The organism is Streptomyces sp. NPDC088350 (genome assembly GCF_044753545.1).
Classification (GTDB): Bacteria; Actinomycetota; Actinomycetes; order Streptomycetales; family Streptomycetaceae; genus Streptomyces.
The window spans coordinates 362,180-386,327 of sequence record NZ_JBIVNL010000009.1; the positions used below are offsets into that span (position 1 = coordinate 362,180).

The 24,148-nt window shown below is 70.1% G+C and carries 20 protein-coding genes; 10 read left to right on the plus strand and 10 right to left on the minus strand.

Annotated features, from left to right (window positions below):
- The first annotated feature begins 160 nt into the window (after positions 1-160).
- Positions 161-835 carry a hypothetical protein gene (locus ACIQBL_RS31750; RefSeq protein ID WP_401947566.1) on the plus strand — a complete coding sequence of 225 codons (675 nt, stop codon included), beginning with the start codon at positions 161-163 and terminating at the stop codon, positions 833-835.
- A gap of 84 nt (positions 836-919) precedes the next feature.
- On the opposite strand, the gene ACIQBL_RS31755 is transcribed toward ACIQBL_RS31750, so the two are convergent.
- From ACIQBL_RS31755 to ACIQBL_RS31785, 7 genes are all read right to left on the minus strand, one after another.
- Positions 920-1,150 (minus strand): chaplin, encoded by a 231-nt coding sequence (locus ACIQBL_RS31755; RefSeq protein ID WP_401947569.1) that lies wholly within the window; start codon positions 1,148-1,150, stop codon positions 920-922.
- Positions 1,151-1,250: 100 nt separating this feature from the next.
- Entirely contained in the window at positions 1,251-1,703 is a 453-nt protein-coding gene (locus ACIQBL_RS31760; protein WP_401947572.1) for a flavodoxin family protein, read from the minus strand.
- 9 nt (positions 1,704-1,712) lie between these two features.
- The gene (locus ACIQBL_RS31765; RefSeq protein ID WP_401947574.1) at positions 1,713-3,314 is read right to left on the minus strand and encodes a serine/threonine-protein kinase; all 1,602 of its coding nucleotides are present in this window, start codon (positions 3,312-3,314) and stop codon (positions 1,713-1,715) included.
- Positions 3,315-3,425: 111 nt separating this feature from the next.
- Positions 3,426-5,636 (minus strand): catalase/peroxidase HPI, encoded by a 2,211-nt coding sequence (katG, locus tag ACIQBL_RS31770; RefSeq protein ID WP_401947577.1) that lies wholly within the window; start codon positions 5,634-5,636, stop codon positions 3,426-3,428.
- A gap of 34 nt (positions 5,637-5,670) precedes the next feature.
- Positions 5,671-6,108: a Fur family transcriptional regulator gene (locus ACIQBL_RS31775; RefSeq protein ID WP_401947580.1), complete on the minus strand. Its 438-nt coding sequence runs from the start codon at positions 6,106-6,108 to the stop codon at positions 5,671-5,673.
- Positions 6,109-6,421: 313 nt separating this feature from the next.
- On the minus strand, positions 6,422-6,700 hold the full coding sequence (locus ACIQBL_RS31780; RefSeq protein WP_401947583.1) for a hypothetical protein: 279 nt from the start codon (positions 6,698-6,700) through the stop codon (positions 6,422-6,424).
- A 348-nt stretch (positions 6,701-7,048) separates the two neighbouring features.
- A complete protein-coding gene (locus ACIQBL_RS31785) occupies positions 7,049-8,149 on the minus strand; it encodes a cytochrome P450 (protein WP_401947586.1) in 1,101 nt (366 codons plus the stop codon).
- Between the two features lie 229 nt (positions 8,150-8,378).
- On the opposite strand from ACIQBL_RS31785, the gene mgrA reads away from it, so the two are divergent.
- The 3 genes from mgrA (at position 8,379) to ACIQBL_RS31800 (ending at position 11,465) form a co-directional block, all read left to right on the plus strand.
- Entirely contained in the window at positions 8,379-9,422 is a 1,044-nt protein-coding gene (gene mgrA, locus ACIQBL_RS31790; protein WP_401947589.1) for an L-glyceraldehyde 3-phosphate reductase, read from the plus strand.
- A gap of 61 nt (positions 9,423-9,483) precedes the next feature.
- The gene (locus ACIQBL_RS31795; RefSeq protein ID WP_401947591.1) at positions 9,484-10,482 is read left to right on the plus strand and encodes a Dyp-type peroxidase; all 999 of its coding nucleotides are present in this window, start codon (positions 9,484-9,486) and stop codon (positions 10,480-10,482) included.
- A 266-nt stretch (positions 10,483-10,748) separates the two neighbouring features.
- Positions 10,749-11,465 carry an NPP1 family protein gene (locus ACIQBL_RS31800; RefSeq protein ID WP_401947893.1) on the plus strand — a complete coding sequence of 239 codons (717 nt, stop codon included), beginning with the start codon at positions 10,749-10,751 and terminating at the stop codon, positions 11,463-11,465.
- 25 nt (positions 11,466-11,490) lie between these two features.
- Here the strand turns inward: ACIQBL_RS31800 and ACIQBL_RS31805 are convergent, their stop codons facing one another.
- Positions 11,491-12,906, minus strand: a complete 1,416-nt coding sequence (locus ACIQBL_RS31805) for an FAD-binding oxidoreductase (RefSeq protein ID WP_401947594.1) — start codon at positions 12,904-12,906, stop codon at positions 11,491-11,493.
- 102 nt (positions 12,907-13,008) lie between these two features.
- Positions 13,009-15,609: an AAA family ATPase gene (locus tag ACIQBL_RS31810; RefSeq protein WP_401947597.1), complete on the minus strand. Its 2,601-nt coding sequence runs from the start codon at positions 15,607-15,609 to the stop codon at positions 13,009-13,011.
- Positions 15,610-16,203: 594 nt separating this feature from the next.
- Here ACIQBL_RS31810 and ACIQBL_RS31815 point away from each other — a divergent pair.
- From ACIQBL_RS31815 to ACIQBL_RS31840, 6 genes are all read left to right on the plus strand, one after another.
- Complete coding sequence (locus ACIQBL_RS31815) at positions 16,204-17,577, plus strand: RICIN domain-containing protein (protein WP_401947599.1); 1,374 nt, start codon at positions 16,204-16,206, stop codon at positions 17,575-17,577.
- Positions 17,578-17,708: 131 nt separating this feature from the next.
- Positions 17,709-19,856 (plus strand): RICIN domain-containing protein, encoded by a 2,148-nt coding sequence (locus tag ACIQBL_RS31820; protein WP_401947602.1) that lies wholly within the window; start codon positions 17,709-17,711, stop codon positions 19,854-19,856.
- A gap of 31 nt (positions 19,857-19,887) precedes the next feature.
- Complete coding sequence (locus ACIQBL_RS31825; protein ID WP_401947604.1) at positions 19,888-21,186, plus strand: ThuA domain-containing protein; 1,299 nt, start codon at positions 19,888-19,890, stop codon at positions 21,184-21,186.
- A gap of 120 nt (positions 21,187-21,306) precedes the next feature.
- Positions 21,307-22,032, plus strand: coding sequence for a TetR/AcrR family transcriptional regulator (locus ACIQBL_RS31830; protein ID WP_401947607.1), 726 nt, complete (start codon positions 21,307-21,309; stop codon positions 22,030-22,032).
- Positions 22,025-22,768: an SDR family oxidoreductase gene (locus tag ACIQBL_RS31835; RefSeq protein ID WP_401947610.1), complete on the plus strand. Its 744-nt coding sequence runs from the start codon at positions 22,025-22,027 to the stop codon at positions 22,766-22,768. The genes ACIQBL_RS31830 and ACIQBL_RS31835 overlap by 8 nt, the downstream gene beginning before the upstream one ends.
- 19 nt (positions 22,769-22,787) lie before the next feature.
- Entirely contained in the window at positions 22,788-23,255 is a 468-nt protein-coding gene (locus ACIQBL_RS31840) for a hypothetical protein (protein WP_401947612.1), read from the plus strand.
- Between the two features lie 13 nt (positions 23,256-23,268).
- On the opposite strand, the gene ACIQBL_RS31845 is transcribed toward ACIQBL_RS31840, so the two are convergent.
- Positions 23,269-24,027, minus strand: a complete 759-nt coding sequence (locus ACIQBL_RS31845) for an IclR family transcriptional regulator (RefSeq protein WP_401947895.1) — start codon at positions 24,025-24,027, stop codon at positions 23,269-23,271.
- Between the last annotated feature and the right edge of the window lie 121 nt (positions 24,028-24,148).

Here is a 24,148-nt window from a genome sequence, read left to right on the forward strand (position 1 = left end):
TCGGCAGGGACGATTTCGCCACCCCGAGGGGCACAGGGCCCTCCGAAACAGTTCGGCCGGTTTGGTGGCCGGTTCCCTACCCCCGCGCACATGGACCCCCTCCGGCGGGTATCCCTTCCGCAGACGCCAACGCGCTTGGGGGTGGGGGGAGTTGGCTCTGGTGACACAGAGGCGACAGAGGCACCAGAAGCGCGACTCGCGCCGCGCCCGGCGCCGCGAGGCGATCCGTGCGCTGCGCGCCCAGGGACGCTACGGCCCCGTACTGCACGAGGTGCTGCCCGCCCTCGTTGTCGTGGCCCTCCTCGTGTGCGGCGTCGTGGCCGGCCTCGCCGTGGCGTACCGCACCTTCGGCACCGGCGCGCTCGTCGCCGGGCTGGCGCTGCTCGCCCTGATCACCGCGGCCGTGGTCCGGCACCACCGCCCGCTGGCCCGTCGCCGTCTCGGCTACTACACGCCCGAGGAGATCGCCGACCTGGATGTGGAGGGGCTCGCCCTGGCCGTGTCCCGGATGCTGCGCCGCGACGGCTGGCGGGCGCTGGCCCGGCCCGACGCACAGGGCCAACCACGGGTCCGGGCGCGCGACCGGCTGGGTCACCGCCTGGAGGTGGCCTTCCGGCCGGTCGCCGAGCCGCTGCCCGACGAGGAGACACCGACACGATCCGCCCGCTCGGCCGGCTCCGGGCCGCATCTGCGTCTCGTCGTCCACCGGGGCACCTTCAGCCGACGTGACGTGCAGTGGGCGCGACGGCAGGGCGGCGTCCAGCTCATCGACGGCACGCGGTTACGGCGCTGGGCCCACGGCACTCCGTTGAACCGGCTGACCGACGTCCCCTGACGCTGCGTCCCCCGACACGACATCTCCTGACACGCGGAACGAGCCGCGGGCACAGGGCCCGCGGCTCGTTCACGGTACGGCCGGTCAGCCCGCGCAGTGGTTGCCCGCGGCGGGGTTCAGCAGACCGATGACGTTGATCGTGTTGCCGCACAGGTTGAGGTCCAGGTCGACGGGGATCTGGATGACGTTTCCGGAGAGCACGCCCGGGCTGTCGACGGCGACACCGACGGGGTCGGGGTCCGCGCTCGCCGTACCGGCACACAGCAGCAACGCCGCACCCGCCAGACCCACCGCGGCCGTCAGACGCTTCCTCATGAAGAACTCCTGTCACTCGGAGGGGCATGTGCCTCCACGCTGAGGGTGTTCCGGGGGGTCACGACATTCTTCGGCGCCCGAACGGGTGGTGGCCGCCCGCTCAGGCCGTGAGACCGGCGGCGACCGTCGCCCCGAGTTCCCAGCAGGCTTCCACGCCCTTCTTGTCCGGCTCACCGGTGACCGTCACGGGGTCCGCCGCGCGCCGCCACCCCAGCCCGGTCGTGATCGACTCGATGCCCCGCACGGCCCCCGTCACGTCGTTCCCGCCGTGCACGTAGTACCCGAAGGGCCTGCCGCGCGTCTCGTCCAGGCACGGGTAGTAGACCTGGTCGAAGAAGTGCTTGAGCGCGCCGGACATGTACCCGAGGTTCGCCGGCGTGCCCAGCAGATAGCCGTCGGCGCCCAGCACGTCCGACACGGTCGCGGACAGAGCGGCACGCCGTACGACCCGCACGTCCTCGATCTCCGGGGTCGTCGCTCCGGCGAGGACGGCTTCGAACATCGCCTGGCAGTGGGGCGAGGGGGTGTGATGGACGATCAGCAAGGTGGGCACGGGGTGAACCTACCCGTCGGCCGGCTCCACCCTGGTCACCTTGCCCTTCGGGGTGGCCTCCAGGAAACCGCTGGAGCCGTATTCGTCGCTCAGATAGATCGCCATGCCCGTCGCCGAGTCGTCGAAAGTGCTCGGCACCCGGAGCAGCAGGTAACGGCTCGTCGGCTTAGCGACTTTCAGGTCCTTGTTCGCGCGCTGGAGCAGCTTGGGAACGACGTCCCAGTCGAAGTTGTCCAGCTTCACCGGCTTATCTCCGGGCGACAACGTGTCCTTGCCGTCGAAGAGGTCGTCGAAACCGGTGCCGGAGCGGTAGGTGTAGCTGTCGACCTTGGTGTTACTGCCCTTGACCATCACATCCGCGATGACGTACCCCGGGTAGACGGAGAGGCTGGCGAACCTGTCGCTCCCCGTCTTTTTCTCGAATGCCTTGATCGCGGTCCGGATGCCGGCCGGGGTGAGCATGTCCTGGGTCTTCACGGCGGCGCTGCTCCGGCTCGCGGAGACGGTGGGCGAGGTCTGCTGCTGCGTCTGGCCACTGGCACCTGCGGACGCAGCCGCGTCGTTCTTGTGGTTCCCGCCGGGCAGCACCTTCCAGGCGAGCGTCCCGACCAGCAGTACGCCTACGACGCTGGAGGCGATCGTGACGCCCGGGGACCGCTTGGACTTTCGCCCGGACCGCCGCGCCGCCTGCATGTCGTCGGTGGGCGGCAGCGGCAGGGAAGCCGGCGGTGCGAGGGGGTACGAGGTGGTCGCGGGGCCGCGGACCTCCGGCCGACCCGCGGCGGCGGCCAGCATCCGGCCGACCGTCCCGGCGTCCGGCCGTGCCTCGGGAGCACGGACCAGGACGCACGACAGCACCGGCGTCAGCGATCCCGCCCGCACCGGTGGCGGGACCTCCTCCTGGAGTACGGCGGCCAGCGTGGCCAGGGTCGTACCGCGCCGGAGCGGATGGTGGCCCTCGACGGCGACGTACAGCATCATCGCCAGCGACCACAGGTCGGCGGCGGGGCCGCCGCTGTGGCCGGAGACCCGTTCCGGGGCCATGTAGTCGGGCGTACCGATGATCGAGCCGGTGCCGGTGAGGGCGGTGGCGTCGCGGATCGCGGCGATGCCGAAGTCCGTGAGGACCGGGCGGCCGTCGGTGCGGAGCAGGACGTTGGCGGGCTTCACGTCGCGGTGCTGGACGCCGGCCTCGTGCGCGGCGCGCAGGGCGTCGAGCACTCCGCAGCCGAGTTGGGCGGCCTCCGCCGGCGCCATGGGTCCTCGCTCCAACCGGTCGGCCAGCGAGCCGCCTTGGACGAGTTCCATGACGAGCCAGGGGTAGGTGCCCTCTCCGCCGTCGACGATGTGATGGATCGTCACCACGTTCGGGTGTTCGACCCTGGCCAGCGCCCGCGCCTCGCGCAGTACCCGCTGGCGGAGCATCTCGGCGGCGCCGGAGTCGTATTCGGCGAGGTCGATGTCCGGCGGCCGGACTTCCTTGACGGCGACGTAACGATGCAGCAGCAGATCGCGGGCGCGCCACACCGTGCCCATGCCACCGCCGCCGAGCCGTGACTCCAGCTCGAAGCGGCCGTCGACGACCCGTCTGCCGGTATCCCCCTCGTTCATGCGGAGGAGCTTATGTGACGAACGTGCACGCCTGTGCTTCGCGTTCGGAGGTTGAGAAACGTCCGGGCCGACCCGTGGGGGCCGACCCGGACGTCAGGCGGTGCGGACTGCTCAGACGAGGTCGAAACGGTCCAGGTCGGAGACCTTGACCCACGCGTCGACGAAGTCCTTCACGAACTTCTCCTTCGCGTCGTCGCTCGCGTAGACCTCGGCGAGCGCGCGCAGCTCGGAGTTCGAGCCGAAGACGAGGTCGGCACGGGTGCCGGTCCACTTGACCGCGCCGGAGGCGTCACGGGCCTCGAAGGTCTGCTGGTCCGAGGAGGTCGAGGACCAGGTGGTGCCCAGGTCGAGCAGGTTGACGAAGAAGTCGTTCGTCAGCGTGCCGACCTTGTCGGTGAGGACACCGTGCGCGGACTGGCCCTGGTTGGCGCCCAGGACGCGCAGGCCGCCGACGAGGACGGTGAGCTCGGGGGCGGTCAGCGTGAGCAGGTTGGCCCGGTCGAGCAGCAGGTACTCGGCGGGGAGGCGGTTGCCCTTGCCGAGGTAGTTGCGGAAGCCGTCGGAGGTCGGCTCCAGCGCGGCGAACGACTCGACGTCGGTGTGCTCCTCCGTCGCGTCGACACGGCCCGGCGTGAAGGGGACCTCCACGTCGACGCCGCCGTCCTTGGCGGCCTTCTCGACCGCGGCAGCGCCGCCGAGGACGATCAGGTCGGCGAGGGAGACCTTCTTGGCACCGGAGTTGAACTCCTGCTGGATGCCTTCGAGGACCCGCAGCACCTGCGCGAGCTGGTCGGGGTCGTTGGCCTCCCAGCCGCGCTGCGGCTCCAGGCGGATGCGGGCACCGTTGGCGCCGCCGCGCTTGTCGCTGCCCCGGTGGGTGGAGGCGGACGCCCACGCGGTGGACACGAGCTGCGAGACGGTCAGCTCCGAGGCGAGGATCTTCGCCTTGAGGGCGGTGACGTCGGCGGCGTCGATGGCCTCGCCCTCAGCGGCAGGCAGCGGGTCCTGCCACAGCAGGGTCTCGGACGGGACCTCCGGGCCGAGGTACAGGGACTTCGGGCCCAGGTCGCGGTGGGTCAGCTTGTACCAGGCACGGGCGAAGGCGTCCGCGAACTGGGCCGGGTTCTCGTGGAAGCGCTTGGAGATCTCACCGTAGATCGGGTCGAAGCGCAGCGAGAGGTCGGTGGTGAGCATCGTGGGAAGCTTCTTGGCGTCGCTGTGGGCGTCCGGGATGATCGCCTCGGCGTCCTTGGCCACCCACTGGTTGGCGCCGGCGGGGCTCTGGGTCAGCTCCCACTCGTAGCCGAAGAGGATGTTGAAGAAGTCGTTGCTCCACTGGGTGGGCTTGGTGGTCCAGGTGACCTCGAGGCCGGAGGTGATGGCGTCGCCGCCCTTGCCGGTGCCGTAGGTGGACTTCCAGCCCAGGCCCTGCGCCTCCAGCGGGGCGGCCTCGGGGTCGTCGCCGACCGACTCGGCCGGGCCCGCGCCGTGGGTCTTGCCGAAGGTGTGGCCACCGGCGATGAGGGCGACGGTCTCCTCGTCGTTCATCGCCATCCGGCGGAACGTCTCACGGATGTCGCGGGCCGCGGCCAGCGGGTCCGGGTTGCCGTTGGGGCCCTCGGGGTTGACGTAGATGAGGCCCATCTGGACGGCGCCGAGCGGGTTCTCCAGCTCACGGTCGCCGGTGTAGCGCTGGTCGTCGAGCCAGGTGGTCTCGGGACCCCAGTACACGTCCTCGTCGGCCTCCCAGACGTCGGCACGGCCGCCGCCGAAGCCGAAGGTCTCGAAGCCCATGGTCTCCAGCGCGACGTTGCCCGTGAGGATCATGAGGTCGGCCCAGGAGATGGACTGGCCGTACTTCTTCTTGACCGGCCACAGCAGACGGCGGGCCTTGTCGAGGTTGCCGTTGTCCGGCCAGCTGTTCAGCGGGGCGAAGCGCTGCTGACCGCGACCGCCACCGCCGCGGCCGTCGCTGATGCGGTAGGTGCCGGCGCTGTGCCAGGCCATACGGATCATCAGCGGGCCGTAGTTGCCGAAGTCCGCCGGCCACCAGTCCTGCGAGGTGGTCAGTACCTCGGCGATGTCCTGTTTGACGGCCGCGAGGTCGAGGGCCCCGAACGCCTCGGCGTAGTCGAAGTCCGCGCCGAGCGGGTTCGCGACGACCGGGTCCTTGGCGAGGATCTTCAGGTTGAGGCGCTCCGGCCACCACTGACGGTTTCCGCCGCCCTGGGTCGGGTGCGGGGCGCGCCCGTGCGCGACGGGGCAGCCCCCGGCGTCCTCCGACTTCGCGTCCGTGACGATTGCGTCGTGGTTCTCAGACATGGGAATCCTTCCAAAACGGGGTGGAACACGTGGCTCAGGAACTGGGGGCTGCGGTACAGGCGGGGCACAGGCCCCAGTAGATGACCTCGGCCTCGTCGATCGAGAAGCCTTGGTCGTCCGACGCGGCCAGGCAGGGTGCCTCGCCGACCGCGCAGTCGACGTCGGCGACGACACCGCACGACCTGCACATGAGGTGGTGGTGGTTGTCGCCGACGCGACCTTCGAAGCGGGCGGGACTGCCTGCCGGTTCGATCCGGCGTATGAGTCCTGCCGAGGTCAGCGCGTGGAGGGCGTCGTAGACGGCCTGAAGCGATATATGTCCTACGCGGTCACGGACCCCGGACGCGACCGCCTCGACATCGAGGTGGTCGCCGTGCCGAACGGTCTCGAGCAGCGCGACGCGGGCTGCCGTCACCCGCAGGCCGGCACCGCGCAGCTCATCGGCGGTGGTCGGATGCTGGGATGCGGTCATGGCCCTCAACCTACAGCCATAAACACGAGTGATTCAAGAAAACAAACAGTTCAAGTTAGATGTCGTGCCGGGGCCGGCGGTGCGGAGCGGTCCCAGGTGGTGGCGGTGACCCACGTTCCCGGAGTACGCCCTTGCGAACTTTCCCGGTCCCGGTGAACGGGAACTCACGGACGGTGTCGATGTACCGGGGCGCCGCGAAGTCCGGCGGCTCGTCCGCACAGTGCCGTACGAGGGACAGCGGGTCCAGCGCGTTGGTATGGAACGGGCGGTGGTCGCGCCGGGGTGAGACCCGCTGTCGGGGTCGAGAAGGCCGTCAGGCTGCCTCCTGCTCCCGCGTCGCCTCCTTGTCGGACGTGCGGCGGGCGCGGATGCGGCCCAGGAGAGCGGCGCCCGCCAGGACCAGGCCGATGGCTACGACACGGCTCGCCCGGTAGTAGTCGACCGCCTGGTTCTCCGTGGTGCCGGGCAGGTGGAGGAAGGACCACAGGGCCGCGGCGATCCCGACCACGACGAGACCCACGGCTCCTGTCGGGCCGAGTCCCCACCGCCAAGGGGCGGCGGGGTGGGTCTGCTCGTCGTCACGGTCGATCACGGTGAACTCTCCTGGCGGCGGCACGAGTTGCGCCTTCGGTGATTGCTGTGCGGCTGTGTGCAAGGAGAGACGTCCGAGGCCGCCAGTTGGTTCACCGAAGGCCTCCCTCAGGGGAGTTGAGGCCTTTCAGCCCAAGTCCAGGTCCAGGTCCAGCATCAGCCGACGAACGCGACTCGGCCGCAGGGGCGGACGACGATGCCCTCGGGTGGGTGTCGGAGGCGAGGACGGGCGAGGCGCCACCGAACCTCAGCGGTCCGTTGCGCGATCCGCCCGCACGGTACGGCCGGAAGTCGATCCGGGTGCCCGCGACACGGAGGCCGCAGACACCCGGAACCCCGTCGTCGCTCGCTACGCCTCCGCACTCGGCGACAGGAACGTCATCGTCATCTCGTCGGGCTTGACGGTGACGACCGCCTGGGCACGGGGCGGGCGTGAGGTCAGTGCGAAGCGGGGCCAGGTCTGCAGGACGGTGGCGAGGATGATCTGGAGTTCGGCCCAGGCGAAGTTCTCGCCGATGCACTTGCGGCGGCCGTCGCCGAAGGCGAGGAAGGAGCCGCGGGTGTCCGGTGCGCGCTCGGGTGTCCAGCGGTCCGGGTCGAAGGTGTCGGGGTCGGGGAAGTGGTCCGGATCGTGCTGGTGCAGGTAGGGGCTCCAGACGACGTCCGCGCCCCGGGGGATGCGGTGCCCGCCCAGCTCGACGTCACGGGCGGCGGTCCTGGTCACCATCCAGGCCGGCCCGTATTTTCGGATGGCTTCCTGCAACACCCTCCGGGAGTAAGGGAGTTGGTCGAGGTCCTCGTAGCGCAGGGGCCGGTCGCCGCACACCGACCCCAGTTCCTCGCGCAGCCGTCGCTCGATGCCGGGGTCGCGGGTGATCTCGTACAGCGTCCAGGCCAGGGTGGTTCCGGTGGTCTCGATCGCTCCGGTCAGCAGGGTGATGGCCTCGTCCTGGAGCTGCTGCCGGCCCAGCGAGTCCTCCGCCGCCAGCAGGGTCGCGAACAGGCCGGGCCTCTCCTCGCCCCGCGCGGTGTCCGCGTGCGGGCAGCCCGCCGTCTCGGCGGAGGTCGCGCGGTCGGCGCCGTGGTGGTCGATGGCCTGGTCGATCAGTGCGCGCAGCCGGGCTACGCGCTGGGCGTGGGCGCGGTTCATGGGCAGCGGGAGGCGGGTCACCCAGGCCGGGAGGATGGTCTGCCGAATCGTTCCTTCCATGATGGCCGGCATGAGCGCGGTGAACTCGCCCGCCAACTGCCCGGGCAGGTCCGCGCCGAACAGGGCGACCAGGAACGCGGCCAGGGTGATCGCGTTCATGTCCGCACTGCCGTGCTCGCGCAGCGAGGTGATGAACGGCAGCGGGTCGCGGGCCAGTCGGTGCCCGTGTCCGATCAGGGGCAGGGCGCCGGGAGCGGACGGGGTGGGGACGTCGACGGAAGAGGTGACGGGGACGCTCAACGAATCTCCTCGTGGGGGAGGCAACCGCAAACGCCCGCATGACTGCCCAAGATCACCTTCCGTAATGCAATCCGAAGGTGATCCTTCCGTCACACTCCCCGATTCAACGACGACACTGCTGAATCCCATGCGGAGGAACGGTTGGACGCGACCAACACGCGCGGGCACAGTAGGCACGTCGATCACCCCCGACGGCACGCCCCCTCATGCACCTCGCGGAGACCCCCCGATGACCCACGTCGCCGATCCTGAGCGCTACAACGGCACCATGCGCTACCGCCGCACCGGCCGCTCGGGGCTCGATCTGCCCCTGCTGTCCCTGGGGTACTGGCACAACTTCGGTGACGACCGGCCGTTCGAGACGCAGCGGGAGATCGCGCTGCGCGCCTTCGACCTCGGCATCACCCACCACGACCTGGCGAACAACTACGGCCCGCCCTACGGCGCCGCCGAGCGCAACTTCGGCCGGCTGCTGAAGCAGGACCTCGCGCCGTACCGGGACGAACTGGTCGTCTCCACCAAGGCCGGCTGGGACATGTGGCCCGGCCCCTACGGCCAGGGCGGCGGCTCCCGCAAGTACGTCCTGGCCTCGCTCGACCAGTCGCTGAGGCGCACGGGCCTCGACTACGTGGACATCTTCTACTCCCACCGGCTGGACGCCGGCACCCCGCTCGAAGAGACCATGGGCGCGCTGGACACCGCCGTCCGCCAGGGCAAGGCCCTCTACGTCGGCATCTCCTCCTACGACGCCGAGCGGTCCCGCGAGGCCGCCGCGATCCTGCGTGAGCTGGGCACGCCGCTGCTCATCCACCAGCCGTCGTACAGCATGCTCAACCGGTGGATCGAGACCGACGGGCTGCTGGACGCCGCGCGGGACGAGGGCTTCGGGGTCATCGGTTTCACGGCGCTGGCACAGGGGCTGCTGACCGGGCAGTATCTGGACGGGATTCCGGAGGGGTCGCGGGCCGCGCGGGGCACGTCGTTCGACGTGGGCTGGCTGACGGAGGACATGGTGCGCCGGCTGCGCGCGTTGGACGAGATCGCGGGCCGGCGCGGGCAGACCCTGGCGCAGATGGCGCTCGCCTGGGCGCTGCGCGACGAGCGGGTCACCTCGCTCGTCATCGGCGCGTCCCGCACGGAGCAGCTCGAACAGAACGTGGCGGCGCTGGACAACCTCGCCTTCAGCGACGAGGAGCTGGCCGAGATCGACTCGTACGCCGTCGACGGCGGCGTCGACCTGTGGCAGGACGCGCGGACTGGGAAACTCGGGTGAGTCGCAAGGTGACGGCCGACATGGCCGGCACCTCCCAGAACACCGCGGAGGCATGACGTACATGACAGTTGACGGCTCGGTCGAGCACCTCGACGGCACCAGCGGCGGCGAGAGCGCCCCGACGACGCAGGCGGTGCTGGAGACGCTGACGCCCAGCGCGACCTTCCTCGTCGTCACCGTGGAGCCGGGCGGCGAGGAGACCGCGCGCCAACTCCTCGGTGATCTGGGCGGGTTGATCCGGTCCATCGGGTTCCGCGCGCCGGACGGGCGCCTCAGCTGTGTGACCGGTGTCGGATCGGAGCTGTGGGACCGGCTGTTCGACGGCCCGCGCCCCGCCGAGCTGCATCCGTTCCGCGAACTCGCCGGCGCCCGTCACACGGCCGTCTCCACCCCGGGTGACCTGCTGTTCCACATCAAGGCCGAACGGGCCGATCTGTGCTTCGAGTTGGTCACCGAGATCATGGGCCGGCTGGGCGGCGCGGTCACCGTGCGGGACGAGGTGTCCGGGTTCCAGTACTTCGACGTACGCGATCTGCTGGGCTTCGTCGACGGCACGGAGAACCCCGTCGGGCAGGCGGCCCGCGAGGCGGTGGTGATCGGGCGCGAGGACCCGGAGTTCGCGGGCGGCAGCTATGTGATCGTACAGAAGTACGTCCACGACATGGCGGCCTGGAACGCGCTGTCGGTGGAGCAGCAGGAACGGGCCGTCGGGCGCACGAAGTTGACGAACATGGAGATGGCCGACGACGTCAAACCGGCCGACTCGCACATCGCGCTCAACGTCATCACGGGCCCGGACGGCGCCGAGCGGAAGATCCTGCGCGACAACATGCCGTTCGGCAGCGCGGCGCAGGGCGAGTTCGGCACCTACTTCATCGGGTACGCCCGTACGCCCTCGGTCACCGAACAGATGCTGCGCAACATGTTCCTGGGCACCGACTCCGCGACCCACGACCGCATCCTGGACTTCTCCACAGCCGTCACCGGAACCCTCTTCTTCGTCCCCTCCGCGGACTTCCTCGACGACCTTCCGGACCTTCCCGACCGATCGGACGGATGACGGCGCCGTACGGCTGACGGGCGGTCGCCGGGGGCGCGGGAGAATTCAGCGGTGGGCCAAGACCCGTACACCGCAAGGGTGTTGACGTGCACACACTCGACTGCAAAGGTCTGGACCTGGCGCATCCAGTAGCGCCCCCACCGCCAAGAACTGGAGTCGGCGTGCCCCCACTGACACCCCCCACCGACAGCCCCGCGAGAGCCGCGAAGCCCCGGACCCGCGGCCGACGCGTCCGTCGCTCCGCCCTCGTCACCGTCCTCGGTGCGCTGGCCCTCGTCATCGGGCAGGCAACAGCCGCCCAGGCCAACGTACTTACCCTGCTCCCGCAGAACGCCGACGGCCTGGAGCAGACCTTCTCCCCGGCCTACGACTACGACGGCGACGGCTGCTACGCCACGGCCGCCATCGGTCTGGACGGCACCATCAACCCCGGGCTGAAGCTCGGCGGCGACGTCAACGGGCACTGCCACGACATGGCCCAGCTGAACAACGCCAACACGTACTCGCGCGAGAAGTGCAACAACGACTGGTGCGCGGTCATGTACGCAAGCTACTTCGAGAAGGACCAGGTCACGCTCGGTCCGGCGGCGATAGGGCACACCCACGACTGGGAGCACGTCGTGGTGTGGATCAAGGACAACACCGTCCAGTACGTGTCGGTGTCGCAGCACTCCGCCTACCAGGTGTCCGCCGCCTCGGGGGTGCGTTTCGACGGTACGCACCCCAAGATCGTGTACCACAAGGACGGCATCGGCTCGCACGACTTCCGCTTCGCCAACACCAACGACGATCCCCCGGAGAACGCCACCGGCGGCTGGTTCTACCCGCGTCTGGTGGGCTGGAACGGCTACCCGGCAGGGCTCAAGGACAAGCTCCTCGCCGCCGACTTCGGCTCCGCCACACTGAAGATCAGGGACGTCGACTTCGACTACGCCCTGTCCATCGCGAAACCGTCCGGCATCTCGTTCGACCCGAACGCGTGATGCCGGCCCGGCCTCGGAATGGGTCTCACGGACGCGTCTCGAAGCGCGGTTTCGGGGCCGGGTGGATGTTCTGGTTGAGGCGGAAGACGTTGTCCGGGTCACGGTCGGCCTTGATGCGGGCCAACCGGTCGTAGTTGCCGCGGTAGCTGGCCCGGACGCGTTCCTGTCCCTCGTCCATCATCATGTTCACGTAGGCGCCGCCCGCCGAGTACGGATGCAGGGCCTCCTGGTAGTCGACGGTCCACCTCTTGATGAGGCCGGCGTTGGCGGGGTCCCTGTCGACGCCGGCGAAGACGGACGCCCAGCGTGCGTCGCGATAGGCCCACGGGCTCTCGTCGTTGCCGACGTCGTGGGCGGCGCCGTCGATCGGGTAGAGGTGCATCGTCGACTGCGGGGTGGGGACCTCGGCGCCGAACTTGGCGTGGAGTTCGACGGCCTCGTCGGGGATCTCGTTGACGAAGTCGGCGCGCCAGTACCACTGGTCGCCGGGCGGGTAGAGCCCGTCGAACATGCCCTGCATGTCCGGGTGTTGCATCGGTCCGGGTGCGTGCAGCAGCGGTGCGGGCAGTGCGTCGAGCAGCGGGGCCATCTCGCGTGCGGCGGCCTCGGTGTCGCCGCCGGTGCAGCACCACACGACGCCTGCCGTCTTGCGCAGTTGGATCTCCTCGGGGAACGGCGGGGCGGGCGGGACAGTGCCGTAGAGGAAGAACGCGTTCAGTTCGCGGGGTGCGCCGGGCAGGAAGTCCCGGTAGGCGGTGAGGACTTCGGCGCTGATCTCGACCGGCCAGAAGGTGGGTCCGGCGACGACCGTGCTGATCTCGTGGAGGCGGAACAGGAACGAGGTGACGACGCCGAAGTTGCCGCCGCCTCCCCGCACCGCCCAGAACAGGTCACTGTTCTCGTCGGCGCTCGCCCGCACCCGGCTGCCGTCGGCGAGGACGAGGTCGGCCTCCAGCAGGTTGTCGATGGTCAGGCCGCACTTGCGGGTGAGGTGGCCGAGCCCGCCCCCGGTGGCGATGCCGCCGACGCCGGTGGTGGAGATGATGCCGCTGGGGGTGGCGAGTCCGTGCGCGTTGGTGGCGCGGTCCACCTCGCCCCAGACGCAGCCGCCGCCGACCCGGACCGTGCGGGCCTCGGGGTCCACGTGGATGTCCTTGAGCGGGGAGAGGTCGGCGACCACTCCCCCCTCGACGGTGCCGAGTCCGGCTCCGTGGTGGCCGCCGCCGCGTACCGCGAGGGGCAGGGCGTGGGCGCGGGCGAAGTCGATCACGCGGGCCACGGCGTCGGGGTCGGCGCAGCGCGCGATCAGCGCGGGCCGTTTGTCGATCATCGCGTTGTAGACGGCGCGGGCCTCCGGATAGGCGGAGTCCTCGGGGCCGATCAACTCTCCGGTGAAATCGGTCAGTTCACGGGATGCGGCTTGTGCGGGCGTGCTGGACATGCGGTTCCCCGTTCCTGGTGTTCTGGGTGACCTGCATGTTCTATGTCGCCCGGAGCTGTGCGGGCATCCGTGCCCGTCACCCAGCTCGGTGATGTCGGGTACCTACGTTTCACGGTAGGGCAGCAGCCCGAGTTCCGCAGCACGGGCGGCGGCCTGTCGCCGGGTGGGCGCGTCGAGCTTCTCCAGGACGGCGCGCACGTGGTTGTCGACGGTACGGACGGACACCACGAGCCGGCCGGCGATCTCGGGGTTCGTGAGGCCTTTCACAAGCAGTCGTAGGACCTGGAGCTGCCGTTCCGTGAGACCGCCCGGGTTGCCCCGGGTCGCCGCGTGCGGGCCGCGCGGGATGCGGCGCACACCGAGGCCTCGCAGGTCGGTGCGGAGGAGGCGGGCGAGGGGTTCGGCGCCGAGTGCGTCGAGTCGGGTGAGCGCGGCGAGTTTGTCGGCCGGGTCGGGGCTCTCCGCGAGCGCGGCGGCGTACTCGTAGGGGCAGCCGGCCTGCTCCCACAGGTCCGCGGCCCGTTTCCACTCCCCGGCCGCCTGCAACGCGTACGGGTGATCGCTGTCGTCGACGGGCACGGTATGCCCCGCCTTGCCGAGCCAGTAGCCGAGTTCGGCCCGGTACGGCCCGCGGTCCAGCCGACTCGCCTGGGCATGGACCGGCCCCGCCGCCTCGGCCGCCGCCGCGTGGTCGCCCCGCAGCCAGGCCGCCTCCGCGCGTACGGCCGCCACCGGGCCCGTGCGCTGCAGCTCCCCGGTCCGTACGGCGATCTCCCAGGCCTGCCCGAGGAGTTCGTCGGCGCCGGGCCTGCCGCACCGGACGCGCACCCGGGCCAGGACGGTCAGCGCGGGACAGCGGGCCGGTACGAAGTCGTGCATCCCGTACTCGGCGTGCCGCTCGGCGTCCTCCCAGTCGGCGGCGGCGAGCCGGCGCATGGCCTGCTCGACGTGGAGGTAGTTGAGGAACCCCAAGTGCTCGGCGCGGTCGGCGAGTTCCATGGCCGGGGGCAGGTACCGGTCGGCCTCGGCGTAGCGGAGGTTGTCGAGGAGGGACCAGATGATGTTGGCGTAGGACCGGCAGGCGTGTTCGACCTCGCCCGCGGCCAGCGCCACGGCGAGGCTCTCCTCCAACTGCCGTCGCCCGTCCGGGTCTCCGCCGCGCCAGCGGGCGGCGCCCACGTTGTTGAGGGCGTGGGCCAGGATCGCCGCGTCGTCCGCGCGCCGGGCCAGGGCGATGGCGCGCTCTCCGTGCGCGATGGCCTCGGCGTACCGGTCGGACAGCATCCGCAGCTGGGCGGTGTTGCTCAGCGCGAGGGCCAACAGCCGGTCGTCACCGGCGTGTTCGAGGACGGCGATGGCCTCCCGCGCCGCGTCCTGGGCCTCCTTCGCGTGGCCCGCCCACCAGTGGATGCGGGACAGCCAGCGCAGATCGGCGCCGAGAGCGAGGGTGTCGCCCAGCGAGCGGCGCAGGGCCACGGCCTCCCGCTGGGCGGCGACGGCCTCGACGGAGTCGGCGAGGGTGTAGCACTCCACGGCGTAGCGTTCGAGGAGGTCGGCGAGTTCGGCGGGGGTGTAGCGGTACCGCTGCCGCAGTACGAGCCGTAGATGGGCGGCGGCCTCGCGGTGGGCGCCCGCCTCCGTGGCGTCCCGGGCCGCGTGGGGGCCGTAGCGGGCGATGGCGTCCTGGTCGCCGGCCTGCGCGGCGTGGTGGACGATGCGGGCCCGGTCGGAGCCGGGCCGGGCCACGAGTGCGGTGAGGACGGCGCGGTTGAGGTCGATCCGGCGGGCCGCGGGCAGGGAGTCGGCGACGGCCCGGCGGATCAACTCGTGCCGGAACGCGACCCGTTCGGGGGTCACCGCGAGCAGTCCGCGCTGCTCGGCGGCGGCCAGTCCGGCGACGCCGTCCGTCAGCAGCGTGTCGACCAGGGGCCGTTCGACGGCCGAGGGCACCACGGCGAGTTGCTCCAGCACGTCGACGGCCGGAGCGTCGAGGTCGCGCAGCCGGGCGAGCACCGCGTCGACGACCGTCGGGGGCACACCCCCGGTACCGCCGGCCGCGAGGACCTCGGCGACGAAGAAGGGGTTGCCCGAGGTCACCTCGTACACCTGCGCCGGGTCGAGCCGACTGGCCGAACTGAGCGCGCGCACGGCGGACTTGGAGAGGCGGGCCAGTGGCAGCCGGTGCACGCGGTCCGCGCGGGACACCTGGCCGAGGAGGTGCCGCAGCGGGTGTTCGCGGCTCAACTCGTCGTCCCGGTAGGTGAGGACGAGTACGGCGGGCAGCCGCTCCATCCGCCGGACCAGAAAGCGCAGGGCGTCCAGCGAGGCCTCGTCGGCCCAGTGGACGTCCTCCACGACGAGCACCGCCGGATGCGGTACACCGGCCAACTCGCCTTGCAGGGCTTCGTAGACGCGGTTGCGGTCGCCGCCCTCCACGACGGCGTGGGCGAGTTCGGCGCCGACGCTGCCGATGAGGTCGCGGAACGGGCCGAGGGGGCGGCGGGTGGCGAGGTCGTCGCACTGGCCCAGGAGGATGCGCGTGCGGTCGGGCAGCCGGTCCGGCATGGCCTTCACCAGGCTCGACTTGCCGATGCCAGCCTCGCCGAAGACGAGCGCCACGGAGCCGGCCCCGTCCGCCGCCTCACGTGCGGCCGAGGCCAGTCGCGCCAGTTCGGGCTCGCGCTCGAGGATCCCCCCGTCCACGCCGTCGATTCTGCCACTCGCGGGGAAATCGTGTGCGGATGTCACACTTCGGCCGGCCGTCGCCCTCTTGAGTGCGGAAACGCAGGGGCGTTCGACGGCTCCCCGCTGGACGGGCTCGTCGAACACGCCCGGCTCATCGGGGAGTTCGCGGCCCCCGTCTCACCACCCCGCACCGGCCTGATCCGGTGCCCACGACGCGGTTTGGGGGCGTCGAGCATGCTGACGCCGTTGTAGTTGCGAGCAGGGACGCCGAGCACTCGGTGCAGGTCAGCTCCACCGTGTGCTTGCCCGACGGGGGCCGCTCGACCACGTAGTGCGCGTCGGTCCAGGTGATCGTGCGCGTCCTCGGTTTCCGGAATCCGCGGTCCTGGTGATTTCTTTTCCCTCGCCTACAACTTCTCAACTCAGCTCCGCCCTGCGGGACTTCTCCGGTCGCACCTCTTGACGGCTTTGGTTCAGACCTTTAGGTTCACCAGCCAACAGACCTCCCATGGATGCATTTCACGCTCACGTATGTGAACACGCGTGTTCACCTCTCACCGCCCTCACGCCGGCGGCGTCCACCCCCACCCCAGGACGAAAGGCCCCCTCGCCATGCAACGCCTCGCCCTGCGCTGCGCCCTCGCGCTCTCCCTCGGCCTCACCGCCGTCGGCACCCTCGGAGCACCCTCCGCCTCGGCCGCGACCGGCACCATCACCGGCCTGGCCGGCAAGTGTCTCGACGTGGCCGGCGCGAACTCGGCCGACGGCACCGCCGTACAGATCTACGACTGCAACGGCACCGCAGCCCAGCAGTGGACGGTCGGCTCCGACGGAACCATCAGAGCCCTCGGCAAGTGCCTTGACATCACCGGCAGTTCGACGGCCAACGGCGCCCAGCTCCAGCTGTGGACCTGCGGCGGCGGCACCAACCAGAAGTGGACGGTCACCGCCGCGCACGACATCGTCAACCCGACCGACGACAAGTGTCTGGACGTCACGGGCAACTCCTCGGCCAACGGCACCCGCACCCAGATCTGGACCTGTACCGGCGCCGCCAACCAGAAGTGGAACGCGCCCGCGGCAGACGGCGGCACCACCCCGCCGAGCACCGCGCCGATGGCCGTGGCGCCGTACCTCTACAACGGCTGGGGCAACCCGCCCAGCCCTACGACTGTCATGAACGCGACGGGCGTGAAGTGGTTCACGCTCGCCTTCGTCCTGAGCAACGGGTACTGCAACCCGCAGTGGGACGGCGGCCGGGCCCTGACCGGCGGGGTCGACCAGCAGACCATCACCACCGTGCGCGCCAACGGCGGCGACGTGGTCCCGTCCTTCGGCGGCTACAGCGGCAACAAGCTGGAGAGTTCCTGCTCCAGCGCCGGCGAGCTGGCTGCGGCGTACCAGAAGGTCATCAGCGCCTACTCGCTCAAGGCGATCGACATCGACATCGAGGCCGACGCGTACAGCAACGGGACCGTGCAGCAGCGGACCGTGGACGCGCTGAAGACCGTCAAGGCCAACAACCCGGGCATCAAGGTGTACGTCACCATCGGCACCGGGCAGAGCGGTCCCGACACCGGTCTCATCAACCGGGCCGCGTCGTCCGGGCTGACCGTGGACGCCTGGACGATCATGCCGTTCGACTTCGGCGGCGCGGGCCAGAACATGGGAACGCTCACCCAGCGGGCCGCGGAGGGTCTCAAGACCGCTCTGAAGAACGCGTACGGCTACAGCGACGACGCGGCCTACCGGGACATGGGCATCTCCTCCATGAACGGCATCACCGACAACAACGAGACCGTCACCACCGCCGACTTCCAGACCATCCTCGGCTACGCGCAGGCGCACCATCTCGCGCGGCTGACGTTCTGGTCGGCCAACCGTGACCGTCCCTGCCCGGGCGCCTACCCGAACGACGACACCTGCTCGGGCGTGAGTCAGAGCAACTGGCAGTTCACCAGCATCTTCGCCCAGTACACCGGCTGACGGACGCCCTCCCACCATTCCACCCCCACCCCCCATCACCACAGGAGACATCCGTGCCCGGATCCGTGTTCCGATGGAAGAGACCGACCGGCCGTCACCCTCTGCCGAGAGCGCTCACGGCGGTCGCGCTCGTGGCGACCACCGTGACCGGTATCGAGTTCGCCGCGCAGGGCTCGGCCAGCGCGGCGGCCACCGCGCCGCCGACCGGCTACAGCACCGTGGTCAACAAGGGCAGCGGCAAGTGTGTCGACGCCCGCTCGGCGGCGAGCGCCGACGGCACCGCCGTCCAGCAGTACACGTGCAACGGAAGCACCGCGCAGAACTGGCAGTTGGTCGCCACCGACAGCGGCTACTACCGTGTGAACAGCGACCTGAACGGCGCCGAGGCCTGGGACGTCACCAACGTCTCGACCGCCGACTCCGCGCCGATCCAGCTGTGGACGTACTCCAGCGGCGCCAACCAGCAGTGGCTGCCCGTCGTCGAGTCCGACGGCGCCTACCACTTCGTCAACCGCAACAGCGGCAAGTGTCTGGACGTGCCGAGCGCCTCCACCGCGGACAGCGTGCAGTTGGCGCAGTACACCTGCAACGGCACCGCCGCGCAGTCCTTCACGCTGGGCGGCGGCTCCACGAACCCGCCGGGCACCCCGGACTTCGGGCCCAACGTGACGGTGTTCGACCCGTCGATGTCGGCGTCCACCATCCAGTCCAAGCTGGACTCGGTCTTCTCCCAGCAGGAGACCAACCAGTTCGGGTCGGCCCGCCAGGCCCTGCTGTTCAAGCCGGGTACGTACAGCGCGAACGCCAACGTGGGCTTCTACACACAGGTCGCCGGTCTCGGCTTCTCGCCGGACGACGTGACGATCAACGGTTCCGTGCACGCGGAGGCCGACTGGTTCCAGGGGAACGCGACCCAGAACTTCTGGCGCGACGCGGAGAACCTCTCGGTCAACCCCACTGGTGGTACTGACCGTTGGGCCGTCTCGCAGGCCGCCCCGTACCGGCGCATGCACGTGCGCGGCAACCTGGCGCTGGACGACGGCGGTTGGTCCAGCGGCGGCTTCATCTCCGACACCAAGGTCGACGGCCAGATCCAGTCCGGCTCGCAGCAGCAGTTCCTCACCCGGAACTCCACGATGGGCAGTTGGTCCGGTTCCAACTGGAACATGGTCTTCGTCGGCGACCAGGGCGCACCCGCCCAGTCCTTCCCGACGTACACCAACGTCGCCGGCTCCCCGACGATCCGCGAGAAGCCCTTCCTCTACGTCGACAGCGCGGGCGCCTACCAGGTGTTCGTGCCCGGTCTCCAGTCCAACGCCGTGGGGACGACGTGGAGCGGGAAGACCCCGGCGGGCAAGTCGCTGCCGATCGACCAGTTCTACATCGTCAAGCCCGGCGCCACCGCCGCCGACATGAACACCGCGCTCGCCGCCGGCAAGAACCTCCTCGTCACCCCCGGCGTCTACCACCTCAGCCAGACGATCAACATCACCCGCCCCGACACGGTCGTGCTCGGCATGGGCCTGGCCACCTTCGTGCCGGACGGCGGGATCACCGCGATCTCCACCGCCGACGTGGACGGCATCGAACTGGCGGGTCTGCTGATCGACGCGGGCACCACCAACTCCGCGACGCTGGTGCAGATCGGCCCGTCCGGTTCGACCGCCGCGCACGCGTCCGACCCGACGCAGTTGTCCGATGTCTTCGTCCGGATCGGCGGCGCCACCATTGGCAAGGCCACCAACTCCCTGGTAATCAACAGCGCCAACACGATCATCGACCACACCTGGATCTGGCGGGCCGACCACGGCAACTCCGGCACTGTCGGCTGGACCACCAACACGGCGGACACCGGACTGATCGTCAACGGCGCCGACGTGACCGCGTACGGCCTGTTCGTCGAGCACTTCCAGAAGACCCAGGTCCTCTGGAACGGCAACGGCGGCCGGACGTACTTCTTCCAGAACGAGATGCCCTACGACCCGCCGAACCAGGCCTCGTGGATGAACGGCACCGGCAAGGGCTACCCCGCCTACAAGGTCGCCGCCTCCGTAACCACCCACGAGGCATGGGGACTTGGCAGCTACTGCTATTTCAGCTCCAACTCCGGTGTGGTCGCCGATCACGCCTTCGAGGTGCCGAGCGTGTCCGGGGTCAAGTTCCACGACATGGTGACCGTCTCGCTGGGCGGGGTCGGCACGATCAGCCACATCATCAACAGCACCGGCGGGCCGTCCAACTCCAGTACCAACGTCGCCTACTTGACCAGCTTCCCGTAGACCGCACGCACGGAAAGGATCGATCACTTACATGAACACCAACAGATCCGGTTCCACCCGGGCGCTCCTGCGGGTCCTCCTCCTGCTGGCGACGCTGCTCGGCCTCGCGGCCGTACCGCCCGCCGCCCGCGCGAGCACCGCGGCAACCCCGTTCAAGATCCTCGGGCTCTACAGCGGTACCTACGACGCGGCGCACATCGACTTCGACAAGGAGGCGAACGTCTGGTTCCCGCAGCAGGCCGCGGCGAACGGCTACACCTACACGGCCAGCACCAACTGGGACCTGCTCGCCAACGGCGGGGTCAACGCGTACCAAGTGGTGCTGTTCCTCGACGACTTGCCGCAGACGTCAGCCCAACGCTCGGGTTTCGAGACGTACATGAGGGGTGGCGGCGGCTTCATGGGCTTCCATGTCTCCGCCTTCACGACGGACGCGGCGAGCTGGTCCTGGTACCACAACACGTTCCTCGGCTCGGGGAACTTCGTGTCCAACACCTGGGGTCCGACCGCGGTGACCCTGAAGGTGGAGGACCATGCGATCCCGCCCACCGCCGCCCTGCCGGCCACGTTCACCTCGTCGGTCAGCGAGTGGTACAGCTGGTCCAACGATCTGCGGCAGAACCCGGACATCAGGATCCTGGCGTCGATCGACCCGAGCAGCTTCCCGGTCGGCACGGATCCCAACCAGTCCTGGTACAGCGGCTATTACCCGATCCTGTGGACCAACACGAAGTACAAGATGCTGTACGCGAACTTCGGCCACAACGCGATGGACTACACGACCAACACGCGTCTGTCGTCGACGTTCGCGAGCGCCACCCAGAACCAGTTCCTGCTGGACGGGCTCAAGTGGCTGGGCGGGGGCGGCACTTCGACCCCACCCACGGACACCCCGATCTCCGAGACCGCCTGGTACTCCGTGCAGAACGGCGGCAACGGCACCTGTGTGGACGCCCGTTCGGCCGCCACCGCCAACGGGACGGCGATCCAGCAGTACGCCTGCAACGGCACGACGGCGCAGCAGTACCAGTTCCGCTCCACCGACAGCGGGTACATGGAGATCACCGCGCGCGGCAATCCGGCACAGGTCATCGACGTGACCGACCGTTCGACGGCGGACAACGCGCCGTTGCAACTGTGGGCCTACTCCGGTGGCACGAACCAGCAGTGGCAGCCCGTGCGTGAGACGAGCGGGCGCTACCACTTCGTCGCCCGGCACAGCGGCAAGTGCCTGACCGCCGCCACGGCGGCGACCAACAGTGTCCAGCTCACCCAGCGGACCTGCGACGGTTCGGCCGCGCAGGCCTTCCAGCTCGCCGTGCAGTCCTGAGCCACCGCACGGCACCACACGGGCGCCTCCCACCGCACTGACGCGGTGGGAGGCGCCCGTGTTTTCACCGCTAACGACATGCCGTTGGCAGTGATACACATCGATGTTATCGTCGATTACATGAACACGAGATCGCTGATAATCGAGGCGGCTGCGGAGCTGATCGCCCAGTCTCCGGGCGGCGACGTGTCGACGCGTGCGGTGTGCGAGGCGGCGGGTGTCCAACAGCCCGTGCTGTACCGGCTGTTCGGCGACAAGGACGGGCTGCTGGCGGCGACGGTCGACCACGTCTGGGACCAGTACCTGGAGACCAAGCGCGCCGCGGAGAAGTCGGCGGACCCGTTGCGGGACCTGCTCGCCGGGTGGGACAGCCATGTGGCGTTCGCGCTGGCGCATCCCAACGCCTACAAGTTGATGTTCGCCCCGGCGCTGCGGTCCACGCCGGAGGCGGCGCGGGAAGCGCTGCGGATTCTCCGCACCGTCCTGGAGCGGCTCGCCGCGCAGGGCCGTATGCGCGTCGCGCCCCAGATCGCGGCGCGGATGGTCATGTCGGCCACCACCGGTGTGGCGCTGGCACTGATCACCCGCCCCGAGCTGTACCCGGACGCCGGGCTGTCGACGCTGGTCCGCGACGCGATGGTGCAGGCGATCCTGCTCGACCCGGCGGCGGACACCACGGTCCCCGACGCCCGCGCGGCGGCGGCCACCACGCTGCTCTCGTCCCTGGACGACCTCACCCCCGAGCCGTTCACCCCCGCGGAGTCGGCCCTGCTCGGGCAGTGGCTCACGCAGATCCCCAGCTCCACGCGGATCCCCACTTCCCGGAAGGACCTCCACCATGACTGACACCGGCACCACCACCCGCGTCGCGCTGGTCACCGGCGGCTCCGGCGGCATCGGCCGCGCCGTCGCGGAGCGGCTGGCAAATGACGGCATCGCGGTCGGCGTGCACTACGCCGGCAACAAGGCCAAGGCCGACGACACGGTCGCCGCGATCGTCGCGGCCGGCGGCAGGGCGATTCCCGTCGGCGGCGACGTGGCCGACGAGGAGGCGATGTCGGCCGCGTTCGACGCGGTCGAGGCGGAGTTCGGCGGGATCGACGTCGTCGTCAACACCGCCGGGATCATGGTCCTGTCCCCGATCGCCACCCTGGACCTCGACGACCTCGACCGTATGCACCGCACCAACATCCGCGGCACGTTCGTCGTCTCCCAGCAGGCCGCCCGCCGGGTGCGCGGCGGCGGCGCGATCGTCAACTTCTCCACCACCGTCACCCGCACCAAGTTCCCGGCGTACGGCGCCTATGTGGCGAGCAAGGCCGCCGTCGAGGCGATGACCCTCGTCCTGGCCCGCGAACTGCGCGGCAGGGACATCACCGTCAACACCGTGGCCCCCGGCCCGACCGCCACTCCCCTGTTCCTGGACGGCAAGGACGAGACCACGGTCGAGAGCCTCGCCAGGGCCGCCCCGCTGGAGCGTCTGGGCAGCCCGGACGACATCGCCGAGTCCGTCGCGTTCCTGGTCGGCCCGGCCCGCTGGATCAACGGTCAAGTACTGTTCGCCAACGGCGGGTTGGCGTGACCGGGAGAAGGATCCAGAGGTGACTTACGTCCTCCAGGCAGTGATCGCCGGAGACGAACTGCTCCGTGCCGCCGCACAGAACGTGTCCGGCGCCCGAGTGGTGTCTCTCGGCCAGGGCCTGTCCCTGATGCCGATGACGGCCGAGGTCTCCGACGCCGTCACGGACGGCGGCGATGCCGGGGACCTGGGGTTCCGGCGGCTGCCGGGCGGCTTCCGCAAGACGCTCGCCGAGTGGTCCGCCGTAGGACCGGTCGCCTATGTGGAGGCCGAGTACTTCGGTGGGGTCGGTGAGCAACGTGCCGCGCTCTGGGCCGATGGCGCACTCGCGTGGGGGCCCGTGGACGAGCCGTCGCGAGAGCGGCTCAGCCCGATCTCCCAGGCGCTCCGGCGTCTGGGCGCGACGAGCGGTCCTGGCGAGGACGAGTTCACGGCCGTCGGCCTGCACCGCCATCGCGACAACACCGGCTGGATCTCCCGGTCCTCGTGACGCCCTGCCCCAACTACCCCACGGCGTCCGTCACTTCCCGCCGATACGACTCCCCGCCCGCGAACAGCTCCTGGGACACGGCTCGTACGGCGTTGACGACCAGCGGGGCGACGAGTTCCAGCGGTGCGCGCCCGTCGCCGACGACCGAGATCGCGCCGACCGGGCCGTCGGGCCCGCGCAGCGCGAGGCCGACGCAGCCGAGGTCGGGGAAACACTCGCCCCGGTCGATCGCCAGCCCGTTGCGTCGGCGTACCGTGCCCAACTCCCGGTGCAGCAGGTCGAGTCGGCCGATGCTGTGCGCGGTGCGGCACTCCATCGCCTTCTGGTAGCGGGCGTCGATCTCCTCCGGGCTCAGCCAGGCGAGCATCGCCTTGCCGAGCCCGGTGCAGTGGGCGACCGCCCGGCCGCCGACCCGGGAGGGGATGTCGACCGCGGCCCGGCCGCCCACCTTGTCGAGGTAGTAGATCTCCGGGCCGTCCAGCACGGCGAGGTGGACGACCATTTTCGTGCGGACGGCCAGGTCGAGGAGTTGGGGCGCTGCCGCCGCGCGCAGGGTGCTGTGCCCGATCTCCCGCCCGCCGAGTCCGAGCGCGCGCGGTCCCAGCGCGTACCCGGCGACCGTGTGGTGCAGCCAGTCCAGGCGCACCAGTTGGTCGAGTATCCGGTGGGTGGTGGAGCGCGGGAGGTGGGTCCGGCGGGACACCACTTCGAGGGTGAGGTGTGTCTGGGGCCGCTCGAAGAGGTCCATGATCAGCGTGACGCGCTCCATCATCGACGGTGGCAGCGCATGCCGGTCGGCCTCGTATCGCGGTTCCAGGCGAAGGGCAGACGTCATCGTCAATGCCTCTCTGCTCAAACTGAAATCAATTCTAGTTCGGCGCCTGCGTCAACGT